The sequence below is a fragment of the Bacillus sp. FSL M8-0277 genome, from assembly GCF_037975305.1.
In the GTDB taxonomy this organism is placed as follows: Bacteria; Bacillota; Bacilli; order Bacillales; family Bacillaceae; genus Bacillus; species Bacillus pumilus.
This window is the reverse complement of the sequence record NZ_CP150255.1, coordinates 2,326,292-2,339,664: the sequence shown is the minus strand read 5'-3', so window position 1 is coordinate 2,339,664 and position 13,373 is coordinate 2,326,292. Positions and strand designations below refer to the sequence as shown.

The window sequence follows — 13,373 nt, the reverse complement described above, 5'->3', positions numbered from 1 at the left end:
TATCTTCTAAACAGTATGTTGAGCAATAGAAAAATATGATTGAAAGAAGCGTGAGCACGTGAAGCGACTCATTCCATTGAAAAAATACAGTCTTTATATCGGAGCTGGGCTCATGGGCGCGATCATCATCACTTTCTTCCTTTTGGCAGGAAATAAGGGGAGCACTAGAGAGCCAAGTGTATTGAAGGGCGATCAAGACAAACAAGTCACATTAGAAAACAAACAAGAAAAGACCGATAATGAATCATCCTCCATTTTTGTGGAGATCAAAGGGGCTGTAAAAAAGCCAGGTGTTTATACGTTTCAATCTGATGCACGGGTAGAAGAAGCCATTCGAAGAGCAGGAGGTTTTACTAGTAAAGCAGACACGATTGAAATTAATCAAGCAGCAAAATTAGAAGACAGTATGATGATTTATGTCCGGAAGCAGGGAGAAGCAGAGAGAGAGGCACAAACAGCAGGTGCAGACGCTCCATCGGGTAATGAAAAGAGTCAAGGTGTCAATGTGAATCAGGCTGATGCAGCGGAATTGCAAACCATTAATGGAATAGGGCCAGCTAAAGCAGAAGCCATCATTACGTACAGAGAGGAGCACGGAGAATTTCAACAAATTGAAGATTTGCGGAACATTTCAGGTTTTGGGGAGAAGACCATTGAACGGCTGAAAAATGAATTGACCGTTAAGTAGAATTGACGGTATAGAAGGAAGGCATGTACACTTAATACCAACCATCATTCTGGAGGGATCAGCTCGTGGAAAGAATTTCATGGAATCAATATTTTATGGCGCAAAGCCATTTGCTTGCTCTGCGAAGCACCTGTGAGCGGTTAGCTGTTGGGGCGACCATCGTCAGAGACAAGCGTATCATTGCAGGGGGATATAATGGCTCAATTGCTGGTGATGTCCATTGTGCAGATGTGGGATGCTATGTCATTGATCATCACTGCGTTCGCACCATCCATGCGGAAATGAACGCTATTTTACAATGTGCCAAATTTGGTGCACCTACAGCCGATGCTGAAATATATGTCACACATTTTCCTTGTTTGCAGTGCTGTAAAGCCATTATTCAAGCAGGTATTCGAACCGTTTACTATGCAAAGGATTATAAAAATCACCCATATGCCATTGATTTATTTGAGCAGGCAGGTGTTCAAACGGAACAAGTTGAACTCGATGAAATGATCATCGACTTAAAAAATCAAGAAAAATTAGCCTTTGTTGCAGATCTAATTGGCAAACTAAGTGAATCAGGACTTAGTGAATCAGAAATTCGCAATATGCATGAGAAGGCGAATCAATTATTTACTTCCTATGTTTAATTATTTGCCGTTTGGGGCAATTTCAGCAGCTGTTGGAATTGCTCTGGCTGCATATCATCTTCATATGTACTTCCTTCTCTTTCTTCTCATCATCTTCCTTCTCAGCCTACTGAAAAAAATCCCCAAACTCTTTCTCATGATCAGCCTATGTGGAGCCGTCTATACTCTTATTTTTATGGTTCATGAGTTTTTTGAAACGGAGCAACCTGTTCAAGAAAAATTCTTTTCCGGCTCTGTTGTGATTGAAACGATTCCGAAAATAGATGGCAATCGTTTTTCGGCAACTGTGTCAACAGAAGATGACCGGCTAGCCGCTTTCTATACCATTCAAACAGAGCGTGAAAAAGAGACGTTAAAAGACGTAGAGCCAGGTATGAGCTGTCATATGACAGGTGATATTCGACCGCCTAAACACGCAACCATTCCTAACGGGTTTCAATACGATCAATTTCTACAATCAAAAGGCATTCGCGCTATTTTCTTACCGCAGTCAATCAAAGGCTGTACAAAAAATGATCGTCCTTCCTATTATCTTCAAAAGATGAGGCAAAAGGGCTTAAAATTCTTAGAAGATCATGTGCCGAAAAACTCTGTAGGTATTGTACAGGCTCTTATTTTTGGAGACCGTGATTTGATTGATCCTGATACGCTAAGAGACTATCAAATGCTCGGTATTATTCATCTGTTAGCGATCTCAGGACTGCATGTGCAAACGCTTCTTGCCTGTTTATTTTGGTGTCTGCTTCGTGCCGGTGTGACAAGAGAGACAGCGCGTCTTCTTCTATTATGCTTTCTTCCTGTTTATGCTTGTTTGACAGGTGCTGCACCATCAGTTTTAAGAGCTTGCCTTATGGCAGGAATCTATTTAGTGATGACAAGCCTGCCAAAAGAAATGAAACAGCCTTCTGCTGTCGTATTAAGCGCAACGTTTTTATTCTTATTAGCGATTCATCCTCTATATCTATTCGAGATCGGATTTCAGCTTTCATTCGTGGTTACGTTTTTTATTTTGTTATCGACCAGAATCTTATCGCAAGCGAAAAGCGCCGTGATGCAGTTGTTCCTTGTCTCATTTGTTGCACAGCTTGCCTCGCTTCCTGTTCTTTTATATCATTTTCAGCAATTTTCTTTGCTGAGCATCCCATTGAATATGATATTTGTCCCTTTTTATACAACAGTTGTCCTGCCTCTATCCTTACTCTTTTTTCTTTTGTCTATCATTTATCTTCCGCTTGGACAAGTGTTATTCCAGTTGCTTGATTCGGTCATCCAGCTAAGTCATCAGTTGTCAGCACATATGGCAGTTTTTGATGGGTTCAACTTGATTTTTATGAAATCGACTTGGTGGCATATTCTACTTGAAGTGAGCGCCATTGTTTTTTTGCTGTTTGTGATGGAGTGCAAAATGTCCGTGAAATCCTATGCCGTGACGATTATATTACTCATCGGTGTCTTGAGTGCACACTATTTCACCCCGAATTTTCTCCAAAAAGGGGAGGTCACGATGCTGGATGTCGGACAAGGGGATAGTTTGTTTATTCAGCTCCCTTACCGAAAGGGACATTTACTTGTGGACACAGGTGGCAGACTTTCTTTTGATGATGAACCATGGAAAAAAAGACGTAAAGTGTCTACGATCGGTGAACAAACACTAATCCCGTTTTTGCATTCTAAAGGTATAGCAAAACTTGATGTGCTGATTCTCACGCATGCAGATCAAGACCACATGGGAGAAGCAGTTCGTTTAATCAAACGAAATAAAGTAAAGCGGCTAGCCATACCAAAAGGTTATGCCCGAAGTCCAGAAGATGCAAAGCTGCTAAAAGAAGCAGCTGAAAAAGGGATTATGATTGATGAATTAGAAAGAGGAGATCAGCTCCAAGTTGGAGAGCACATATTTGAGGTTCTTCACCCTTCGCAAGACCGGGTGACAAGTAAGAACAATGATTCACTTGTTCTAACTTTTAATCTTGGCGGGAAACGGTTTCTGTTCACTGGAGATCTTGAACATGAAGGGGAACGAGATATTATAGAAGCCTATCCTCACCTGCAAGCAGATGTCTTAAAGGTTGGGCATCATGGGAGCAAAGGGTCAACAAGTGATGAGTGGCTTCGGCATCTGGAGCCGTCGCACGCACTCATTTCGGCTGGTGAACGCAATCGTTATCAGCATCCTCATCAGGAAGTCTTGAAAAAACTAAAGGATCATCAAACGAAGGTGTACCGCACAGATCAAGACGGAAGTGTGACCTATGGATTTCTTGAGAAGGAAGGAACGTTTTACACGCATCCTCCATATGATATCTTACAAAAACAATAAAAAAACTGCCAAAACGGCAGTCATGTAGCAATCATGAAGTTAAGATCCAACGAGGTGTATAATGGTTGCCAAAATAAACATTGAGGCGAAAAATCCGAATGTGACGATAAAACCAACAGCTGAGTCGATCGCATCATTTCGCTTGCTTTGAACATTTTTTTCAAATTCATTCATTTTCATCCCTCCTGGCTAATTTTAGTATACTTGAACTCATTTGGAATTGCTAGAAGGTAAAGTAACCGTTTTCCATTTTCATGATCATTTTATGAATATCGTCTGAAGCAAGCTGACCCGGGAGCTTGCACCAGACGTTTACTATAAATGAGGAGGCGGTACTTTCAGCTTCCTCTTTACTAATGTCTTCGCACACTTTAGGATAGAGGAGGAAGTGAAAGAGAGGGATTCAATTTATGGTCTTTGAGGTTTGGAACAATTTAAAAAGAGGGGATATCCATCCCGTTTATTGCTTATATGGAAAAGAAACGTATTTACTGCAAGAAACAGCAGCTAAATTAAGACAAGCTGTAGTAGACGAAGAGACAAAGGATTTTAATTTCTCCGTCTTTGATATGGAAGAGGTGCCGCTTGAACAGGCTGTGACAGATGCAGAAACCTTTCCGTTCATGGGAGAAAGGCGTCTCGTTGTGATCAAGAACCCTTATTTTCTTACAGCGGAAAAGAAAAAAGAGAAGATTGAGCATGAGCTTTCTCTGTTAGAAGCTTATTTAGAAAAGCCGGCGCCTTATACCATTCTCGTCTTATTGGCACCATATGAAAAGCTGGATGAACGGAAGAAAATCACCAAATTGCTAAAAAAGAAAGCGGCTATGGTTGAGGCAAAAGAGTTAAACCCAAAAGAAACAACGGATTTCACCATTACGCTGGTGAAAACAGAAGGAAAGGCGATGACATCTGAAGCGGCTGAGCAGCTTGTGATGCTGTGCGGCGGAAGCCTATCCTCATTGTTTCAAGAGGTCAGGAAGCTGAGTACATATATTGGAGAGCGAGACGAAATTGAATTAGCGGATGTCAATCAGCTCGTTGCAAGAAGCTTAGAGCAGAATATTTTCGAATTAATTAACCAAATTGTCAACAGACGCCGCTCTCAGGCCATGCAGATGTTTTATGATTTGCTGAAACAAAATGAGGAACCCATTAAAATATTAGCACTTATATCCACTCAATTTCGTTTGATTTTACAGACGAAGTATTTCGCTCAGCAAGGATATGGGCAAAAACAAATTGCTTCAAATCTAAAAGTCCACCCATTCCGCGTGAAACTTGCTATGGATCAGGCAAGGCTGTTTTCAGAAGAAGAGCTGAAGCAGATTGTCAAAGAGCTATCAACGATCGATTATGAAATGAAAACCGGTAAAAAGGACAAGCAGCTATTGCTAGAATTGTTTCTGCTTCGCCTATTAGGCGCTTGAACATAAAAAAACGACCTTCTAAAAAGAGGGTCGTTTTTGTTTAGATGTATAATTGTCAGTCTGTCCTAATGGCTGAGCCGGTCAGGACGGACGTACAGTTAAACAGTGCCTCATTACTGAGGCGTTGCAAGCATTATGCAGAAAGTCCGTTTACTTGTTTAGCAAGTCTTGACTTGTAACGCGCAGCTGCGTTTTTGTGTACAAGACCAGTTTTAACGGCTTTGTCAATGCGTTTTGCAGCAGAAGAAAGAGCAGCTTTTGCTTGCTCAGCATCGTTGTTAGCTACAGAAACTTCAACTTGTTTAATCGCAGTACGCATCGCAGACTTGATTGTCACGTTGTGTGCACGGCGTTCGTTATTCGTTTTTGTACGTTTGATCGCTGATTTAATATTTGGCATGTGTTTCACCTCCTAAGATACAACCTAAACACAATTGTCTTAAGGTTAAATCTTCACAATAGAACAAGTTGTATTCTATCAAACACACCTTTAGAATGCAATATAAATGTAAAGTATTTTTCATTGATGAAGCGCTCGAATGTTTCTTTCAAGAGATGGAAAGACTACTGTTAATTACTTGGTGGAAGGAGTCTTTTTATGGAGAAACAGAAACTTGATTTAAGTGCTTATCAAATTCGGACAGACTTGGCTGTTGAAACAAAAGAGATACTAGAACAAGAGAACGATCCGAATGTTGTCAAAAAGGATGGAATTCAAGGGATTGTCGAAAAGGAAAAAGAGGAGCATGGCATCCGTATACGCACGGTGGAGATTACGAAAGAAGGGGAGGCGCTGACCAGCAAAAAGGCAGGAACATACTTGACACTTGAGGCGCAGGGCATTCGGGAGAAAGATTCTGAGATGCAGGAAAAAGTTGTCGAAGTCTTTGCCCATCATTTTGCTCAGTTTTTAAAAGATCGAGGCATTCAGACTGATGCGAGCTGTCTTGTAGTAGGACTAGGAAACTGGAATGTCACGCCAGATGCGCTAGGTCCGCTCACGGTTGAAAGTCTGCTTGTGACTCGGCATCTTTTTGAATTACAGCCGGAAAATGTACAGGAAGGCTACCGCCCAGTGTCCTCTTTATCACCGGGAGTGATGGGACTGACTGGTATTGAAACAAGCGACATTATACAAGGCGTGATCGAGAGGTCCAAACCCGATTTTGTCATTGCAATCGATGCCCTTGCTGCTCGTGCAGTGGAACGGGTGAATACGACGATTCAAATCTCTGATACAGGTATCCATCCCGGTTCAGGTGTAGGGAATAAGCGAAAAGAATTAAGCAAAGAAACGTTGGGAATTCCAGTGATTGCGATTGGCGTTCCGACAGTGGTAGATGCAGTCACCATTGCAAGTGACACAATTGATTATGTCTTAAAGCATTTTGGTAGAGAACTGAAAGATGACAGGCCGTCCCGCTCTCTTGTGCCGGCTGGTTTGACGTTTGGGAAGAAAAAAGTACTAAACGAAGAAGACTTACCAGATGAAGAAACGCGTCAATCATTCTTAGGTATCGTAGGAACTCTTCCAGAAGAAGAGAAACGGCAGCTGATCCATGAAGTGCTTGCGCCGCTAGGGCAAAATCTCATGGTAACGCCTAAGGAAGTGGATACATTCATTGATGATATGGCAAACGTGCTCGCCAATGGATTAAACACAGCACTTCATCAAAAAATCTCTCAAGATAACATGGGTTCTTATAATCATTAATCGGTTCTACTTTCTCTAGCTCGCTCATAGTGTAATTACTAGAAAGCGTGCTGGAGGGAGTAAATCATGAAAAAAAGACCCCGCCGTCCTCGACAGTTGGTCGTTGCGATTAATGGAACAAAAGTAGTCAAAAGCATTTTCTTATTTATAGCCTCGCTTGTTGTAGTGTTTGTGATGTCAGGGGCGTTGACATCTTTAAAACCTGAGCTGAGGCCACAAGCCTCGCTATATGGTGTAGCAGATGAGCTTTCCGGGGCGTTTTTCGCCACATTAATGGGCATGGAAAACCAATATTTCGCCTCAGCCGTCCCGAAAGATCAAAAAGGGTTTCATTTCTCTGGACTGTCACTCAAGCTTGCGACCAGTATCAATTTAGAAGACCCGCGTAGTTTTCTAGGTAGAGAACTTCCAGGCTTTGAACATTTTGATACAAAAATCATCTTAGCAGGTGAAGGAACAGACTATACCAACATGCCAATGGAATCGCCGCCGCCAAGTGAAGTCATTCAAGATGAAAAAGAAGCAAATTTAGCAGAGCTGGACAAGCTCGACAAAGATGTGCCGAAAAAGCCTGCGAAAGAGCCGGACCGGTCGACAGGAAAACGAAAAGCTGTGTACATTTACCATACACATAATACGGAATCATATTTACCATTTTTAAAAGGAGAAACGAATCCAAACAATGCACGGCACTCAAAAGTGAATGTCACCCTTGTCGGTGACATGTTCGGAAAGGCGCTTGATCAGCAAGGAATCGGGAATACGGTCGACAAAACAGAAGTTGAAAAACGGCTTCTGCAAAAAGGACTAAAGTATCCCCAGTCTTATAATGAATCAAGACTGGTCGTAAAAGAAGCCTTAGCGAAAAATGATGACCTCGAATATTTAATCGATATCCACCGTGACTCAAGAAGAAAGAAAGACACTACTGCCGAGATCAAAGGGAAAAAATATGCGAGAATTGCGTTTGTTGTGGGAAAGAAGAATCAAAGCTATGAGAAAAACCTCAAGCTTGCGACGGAGTTCCACCATTTGATGGAGAAAAAATATAAAGGACTCAGTGTCGGTGTGTTTGCCAAAGGCGATATTGGTGATAATGGAATTTATAATCAAGATTTATCCGACAAAGCCCTTCTTTTAGAATTTGGCGGAGTGGATAATAATATGGAAGAATTGAAAAATGCATCCAATGCAGCAGCTGATGTCTTCAGCGACATTTTCTGGGATGCGGAAAAAGTAAACGGCAAAGCAAAGGATGAGAAAAAACGCTCTTAAGGTGGTGACGGTGCATGGGATCATTTATGGGAAAAACCATTATTTTAGGACTGGTCTTGCTATTTGGCGTCTTTTTAGGAATGCAGCAGGCAAATAATGGCATGCTGCAAATGAAGGGTTACCATGACCCGCAATTAAAAGGCGCTTTCTCCATCCAAATGAACGACGAAGAAGAACGAGAAGCCTCTATCTTAGGAACGGCTGTTACAGAAAAGGATCTTGCCGAAAAACAAAAGCAGCTTGAGGAAATAGAGAGCTTTAATGCTTTCTCCAAAGCAGGAAAGGTGTTGTCTGATGGCATGACACTTGCAGCTCGTTCTCTTTATGATTGGGTAAATGGGAAATAAATAAATCTACACCTTATGACTAAAGCCGCTAATCAATGAGCGGCTTTTCTTGATTTCGATTGAATCTTTACAGCCCTATTGATATAATCTAACCTAGCGCAACCCGCGTTTTATAGTAGGAGTGATAGATTGTGACAGATAAAGAAAAACGATTAGAACGGCAATCAAGAATTCGAAATTTCTCCATTATCGCCCATATTGACCACGGGAAATCCACATTGGCCGACCGTATTTTAGAAAAAACAGCGGCGATTACGCAGCGAGAAATGAAAGAACAATTACTTGATTCCATGGACTTAGAGCGTGAACGCGGCATAACGATTAAATTAAACTCTGTCCAGCTGAAATATAAGGCAAAGGATGGAGAAGAATATATTATGCACCTGATTGATACACCAGGGCATGTCGACTTCACCTATGAGGTATCTCGAAGCCTTGCTGCCTGTGAAGGTGCGATTCTCGTAGTAGATGCAGCACAAGGAATTGAAGCACAGACACTTGCGAATGTTTATTTAGCTCTTGATAACAACTTAGAAATTCTTCCGATTATCAATAAAATCGATCTGCCAAGTGCAGAGCCTGAGCGTGTAAGAGGAGAAATTGAAGATGTCATCGGGTTGGATGCGTCTGAAGCTGTTCTCACCTCTGCTAAGGCTGGTATTGGGATCGAAGATATTTTAGAACAAATCGTCGAAAAGGTGCCAGCACCTGCTGGGGACCCAGAAGCACCGCTTCAAGCTCTTATATTTGATTCTCTCTACGATGCGTATCGCGGCGTTATTGCGTACATACGAATTGTGGAAGGAACGGTCAAACCAGGTCAGAAAATCAAAATGATGGCGACGGGCAAAGAATTTGAAGTACTTGAAGTCGGCGTATTCACACCAAAAGCCATGCCGACAGATGAACTCACTGTTGGAGATGTTGGCTACTTAACAGCAGCAATTAAAAATGTCGGCGATACACGTGTGGGGGATACGATCACAAGTGCGGTGAACCCAGCGAAAGAAGCGCTGCCAGGATACAGAAAGCTGAACCCAATGGTTTACTGCGGTCTTTATCCGATTGATACAGCGAAATATAACGATTTACGTGAAGCACTAGAAAAGCTTGAATTAAATGATTCTTCACTTCAATATGAGGCAGAGACGTCCCAAGCACTTGGCTTCGGTTTCCGCTGCGGCTTTCTTGGAATGCTTCATATGGAAATCATCCAAGAACGGATTGAGCGTGAATTTAAAATCGATCTCATTACGACAGCACCAAGTGTTATTTACGATGTGTATATGACAGACGGAGAAAAAATCATCGTCGATAACCCGTCAAATCTGCCTGATCCGCAAAAGATTGAGAAAATTGAAGAACCATACGTGAAAGCAACAATGATGGTGCCGAATGACTATGTAGGCTCTGTCATGGAGCTTTGCCAAGGAAAGCGCGGACATTTCATTGATATGCAATACCTTGATGCAAACCGAGTGAGCATTGTGTACGAAATTCCTTTGGCGGAGATCGTGTATGAATTCTTTGATATGCTCAAGTCCAACACAAAAGGCTATGCGTCCTTTGACTATGAGCTGATTGGCTATCGCCCATCTACTCTAGTGAAAATGGACATCATGCTGAATGGTGAAAAAATCGATGCCCTTTCCTTTATTGTTCACCGCGATTACGCCTATGAACGAGGCAAGATCATCGTAGAAAAGCTGAAAGAACTCATTCCACGCCAGTATTTTGAAGTACCAGTTCAAGCGGCGATTGGACAAAAAATTGTGGCTCGTTCTACCATTAAAGCGATGCGTAAAAACGTACTTGCTAAATGTTATGGTGGAGACATTTCCCGGAAAAGAAAGCTTCTTGAGAAGCAAAAAGAAGGGAAAAAGCGCATGAAACAAGTGGGCTCTGTTGAAGTCCCGCAAGAAGCATTTATGGCTGTGCTGAAGATGGACGACAGCACACCGAAAAAATAACATCCTCCTCAAGGCAACCTGCTTTACAATGTCAGCCTTGGCGTTTATAGTCGAAAACAAACAAAGGTGCCGCAGCGATAAACTGCGGCTCTTTACCTGTAAAGAAGGTGTCATCAAATGAAAGCAGCATACATTCACATTCCATTTTGTGAGCACATTTGCCACTATTGTGATTTCAATAAATTTTTCATTAAAACGCAGCCAGTCGATGAATACTTAGCGGCTCTTGAAAAAGAGATGCAGCACACGATCGAGCAAAAGGGTGAGCAAGAACTAAAGACGATCTTTATTGGCGGGGGGACTCCGACATCATTGACCGTCAGCCAGCTAGACCAGCTCATGACCAGCATCCACCGTGTGTTAAAACCGTCAAAAAACCTGGTTGAATTTGCAGTGGAAGCAAACCCAGATGAATTATCACTCGAGAAGCTGCATGTGTTAAAAGAAGCCGGTGTCAATCGGTTAAGCTTTGGCGTCCAAACCTTTGAAGATGATTTGCTCAAAAAAATCGGACGAGTTCATCAAAAGAAAGATGTTCTCACATCTTTCGAGAGAGCAAGAGATGTTGGATTTGACAATATTAGCCTTGACCTCATGTTTGGCTTGCCGCATCAAGAAAAGCATCATGTTATGAATTCACTTGAGACAGCTTTCTCATTAGGAGCAGAGCATTATTCTGTCTACTCACTGATTGTGGAACCGAAAACGGTGTTTTACAACTTAATGCAAAAAGGAAAACTGCATTTACCGCCGCAAGAACGTGAGGCTGAAATGTATGAACTTGTGATGGATGAAATGGAGCGCCATGGATTACATCAATACGAAATCAGCAATTACGCCAAACCGGGCTTTGAAAGCCAGCATAACCTGACCTATTGGAGCAATGAAGACTACTTCGGTTTCGGTGCAGGGGCACACGGGTATGTAGATGGCATCCGAAATGTGAACGCAGGACCAGTGAAGCATTACTTGGAACTGATTGAGCAAACTGGGTTCCCGTATAAAGAAACTCATCAAGTCACAAAAGCAGAGCAGATAGAAGAAGAAATGTTTTTAGGCCTTCGAAAAATCGAAGGGGTGAAAAGTGCCGACTTCCAAGCCAAATATGGTGCTTCACCAGAAGCTCTTTTTCCCTCAGTTCTTGAAGAATTAGAAGAAAAAGGTCTCATTGTAAAAGATGACATTGGAATTCGTTTAACAAGAAAAGGGAAATTGTTAGGAAATGAAGTATTTCAAGCGTTTCTCGGTGAGTTATAATTGACATTTTAATTTGAGTTTGGTAATTTTGTTTATACAATTAGCACTCGTTGAAAGAGAGTGCTAACAGGGGTGATGATGATGTTAACAAATCGTCAGCTTTTGATTCTGCAAGTCATCATTAATGACTTTATTCGTTCGGCGCAGCCAGTTGGATCAAGGACTCTTTCTAAAAAAGAGGACATCACATTCAGCTCTGCGACGATTAGAAACGAAATGGCTGATTTGGAGGAACTTGGTTTTATCGAAAAGACCCATTCTTCATCAGGAAGAATTCCTTCAGAAAAAGGATATCGTTATTATGTAGATCATTTGCTCTCTCCGCGAAAACTGTCGTCTAAAGAGCTTGTGCTTATCCAGTCGGCTTTTCAGGAGAAAATTTTTGAGCTGGAAAAAACAGTTCAAAAATCGGCGGAAATTTTATCAGATCTCACAAACTATACATCGATCGTGCTTGGTCCAAAGCTGAGTGAAAATCGATTAAAGCAAATTCAGCTTGTCCCCGTTCAGCCAAATAAAGCCGTAGCAATCATGATTACAGACAGCGGACATGTTGAAAACAAAACCATTACCTTCTCTGAACATCTCGATGTCTCCGATATTGAGAAGCTGATGAATATTTTGAATAGCCGCTTAGCTGGCGTTCCAATGGACCAGTTGAAGGACAGGATGTATAAAGAAGTAGTCATGCTTCTGCGCACACATTTAAAAGATTATGATCACATTTTAGATGCGCTTGGCAACACATTTACATCGACACAAAATGAATCAAAACTTTTCTTTGGCGGGAAGATTAATATGTTGAATCAGCCTGAATTTCATGACATCGACCGCATTCGCTCACTCATGATGCTGATTGAGCAAAAGAATGATGTCATGCAGCTGTTTCATCCAAATCAGCAAGGTATCACCATTAAAATCGGTTCAGAAAACAATTTGGAAGCAATGGAGAACTGCAGTTTGATCACAGCGACTTATTCGATTGATCAAAAATCACTCGGCTCCATTGCCGTAATCGGACCAACCCGCATGGATTACGGGCGAGTCGTTAGTCTTTTGCATCATGTATCAAAAGACTTGTCAAACGCACTTTCCAATTTGTATGATGAGTAGGGTGATAAAAAGATAGGGGCACTGCCCCTTCGTATTCTTGAATCTTTTGAGGGAGGTGAACACAATGTCAGAAGAAAAACAGACACCTGAGCAAGAAGCAGAGGTTGAAGCACAAGAAGAAGCAGTTCAAGCAGATACTGAGGAAGCAAAGCATGATGAACAGTCTGCCTTCCAAGAGAAAATCGATGAATTGCAGCAGCTTCTAGATGAAAAAGAAAACAAGATTCTGCGTGTTCAAGCAGATTTTGAAAACTATAAACGCCGTGCTCGAACTGAAGTGGAGACCGTGCAAAAATATCGTTCTCAACATGTTGTCAGCGATCTTCTCCCAGCTCTTGACAACTTTGAAAGAGCGCTTGGAATTGATCCAGACAATGAGCAGGCGAAAAGTTTGTTAGAAGGAATGCAAATGGTTTACCGCCAGCTGGTAGAAGCGTTGAAAAATGAAGGCGTTGAACCAATTGAAGCTGTCGGCAAAGAGTTCGATCCAAACCTTCATCAAGCCGTCATGCAAGTTGAAGATGAAAACTTCGATTCAAATATCGTAGTAGAAGAATTGCAAAAGGGCTATAAACTCAAAGACCGAGTTATTCGTCCATCAATGGTAAAAGTAAATCAATAACT

General features: G+C 41.8%; 13 protein-coding genes. 11 read left to right on the top strand and 2 right to left on the bottom strand.

Features of this window, described 5'->3' with window-relative positions; all coding sequences use genetic code 11:
* Window positions 1–58 precede the first annotated feature (58 nt).
* The 3 genes from MKZ05_RS11770 (at window position 59) to MKZ05_RS11760 (ending at window position 3,643) form a co-directional block, all read left to right on the top strand.
* Window positions 59–688, top strand: coding sequence for a helix-hairpin-helix domain-containing protein (locus MKZ05_RS11770; protein WP_106032746.1), 630 nt, complete (start codon window positions 59–61; stop codon window positions 686–688).
* 65 nt (window positions 689–753) lie between these two features.
* Window positions 754–1,323, top strand: coding sequence for a ComE operon protein 2 (locus MKZ05_RS11765; protein WP_003217422.1), 570 nt, complete (start codon window positions 754–756; stop codon window positions 1,321–1,323).
* Window positions 1,316–3,643, top strand: coding sequence for a DNA internalization-related competence protein ComEC/Rec2 (locus MKZ05_RS11760; protein WP_339162413.1), 2,328 nt, complete (start codon window positions 1,316–1,318; stop codon window positions 3,641–3,643). Before MKZ05_RS11765 ends, MKZ05_RS11760 begins: the two co-directional genes overlap by 8 nt.
* Before the next feature lie 39 nt (window positions 3,644–3,682).
* Here the strand turns inward: MKZ05_RS11760 and MKZ05_RS11755 are convergent, their stop codons facing one another.
* Complete coding sequence (locus tag MKZ05_RS11755; RefSeq protein ID WP_003217416.1) at window positions 3,683–3,817, bottom strand: YqzM family protein; 135 nt, start codon at window positions 3,815–3,817, stop codon at window positions 3,683–3,685.
* Window positions 3,818–4,053: 236 nt separating this feature from the next.
* On the opposite strand from MKZ05_RS11755, the gene holA reads away from it, so the two are divergent.
* A complete protein-coding gene (gene holA / locus MKZ05_RS11750; protein ID WP_113387159.1) occupies window positions 4,054–5,073 on the top strand; it encodes a DNA polymerase III subunit delta in 1,020 nt (339 codons plus the stop codon).
* A 133-nt stretch (window positions 5,074–5,206) separates the two neighbouring features.
* Here the strand turns inward: holA and rpsT are convergent, their stop codons facing one another.
* A complete protein-coding gene (gene rpsT / locus MKZ05_RS11745) occupies window positions 5,207–5,473 on the bottom strand; it encodes a 30S ribosomal protein S20 (RefSeq protein ID WP_003217506.1) in 267 nt (88 codons plus the stop codon).
* Window positions 5,474–5,671: 198 nt separating this feature from the next.
* Here rpsT and gpr point away from each other — a divergent pair, with 198 nt between their 5' ends.
* The 7 genes from gpr (at window position 5,672) to grpE (ending at window position 13,371) form a co-directional block, all read left to right on the top strand.
* Window positions 5,672–6,787, top strand: a complete 1,116-nt coding sequence (gene gpr, locus MKZ05_RS11740; RefSeq protein ID WP_003217353.1) for a GPR endopeptidase — start codon at window positions 5,672–5,674, stop codon at window positions 6,785–6,787.
* A 66-nt stretch (window positions 6,788–6,853) separates the two neighbouring features.
* Window positions 6,854–8,062 carry a stage II sporulation protein P gene (locus tag MKZ05_RS11735; protein ID WP_339160195.1) on the top strand — a complete coding sequence of 403 codons (1,209 nt, stop codon included), beginning with the start codon at window positions 6,854–6,856 and terminating at the stop codon, window positions 8,060–8,062.
* Window positions 8,063–8,076: 14 nt separating this feature from the next.
* The gene (locus MKZ05_RS11730) at window positions 8,077–8,409 is read left to right on the top strand and encodes a YqxA family protein (RefSeq protein ID WP_339160193.1); all 333 of its coding nucleotides are present in this window, start codon (window positions 8,077–8,079) and stop codon (window positions 8,407–8,409) included.
* Window positions 8,410–8,540: 131 nt separating this feature from the next.
* Entirely contained in the window at window positions 8,541–10,379 is a 1,839-nt protein-coding gene (gene lepA, locus MKZ05_RS11725; protein ID WP_339160190.1) for a translation elongation factor 4, read from the top strand.
* Window positions 10,380–10,496: 117 nt separating this feature from the next.
* The gene (gene hemW / locus MKZ05_RS11720) at window positions 10,497–11,636 is read left to right on the top strand and encodes a radical SAM family heme chaperone HemW (RefSeq protein ID WP_339160188.1); all 1,140 of its coding nucleotides are present in this window, start codon (window positions 10,497–10,499) and stop codon (window positions 11,634–11,636) included.
* Between the two features lie 81 nt (window positions 11,637–11,717).
* Window positions 11,718–12,749 carry a heat-inducible transcriptional repressor HrcA gene (gene hrcA / locus MKZ05_RS11715; protein WP_003217350.1) on the top strand — a complete coding sequence of 344 codons (1,032 nt, stop codon included), beginning with the start codon at window positions 11,718–11,720 and terminating at the stop codon, window positions 12,747–12,749.
* A gap of 64 nt (window positions 12,750–12,813) precedes the next feature.
* A complete protein-coding gene (grpE, locus tag MKZ05_RS11710; protein WP_003217485.1) occupies window positions 12,814–13,371 on the top strand; it encodes a nucleotide exchange factor GrpE in 558 nt (185 codons plus the stop codon).
* Window positions 13,372–13,373 lie beyond the last annotated feature (2 nt).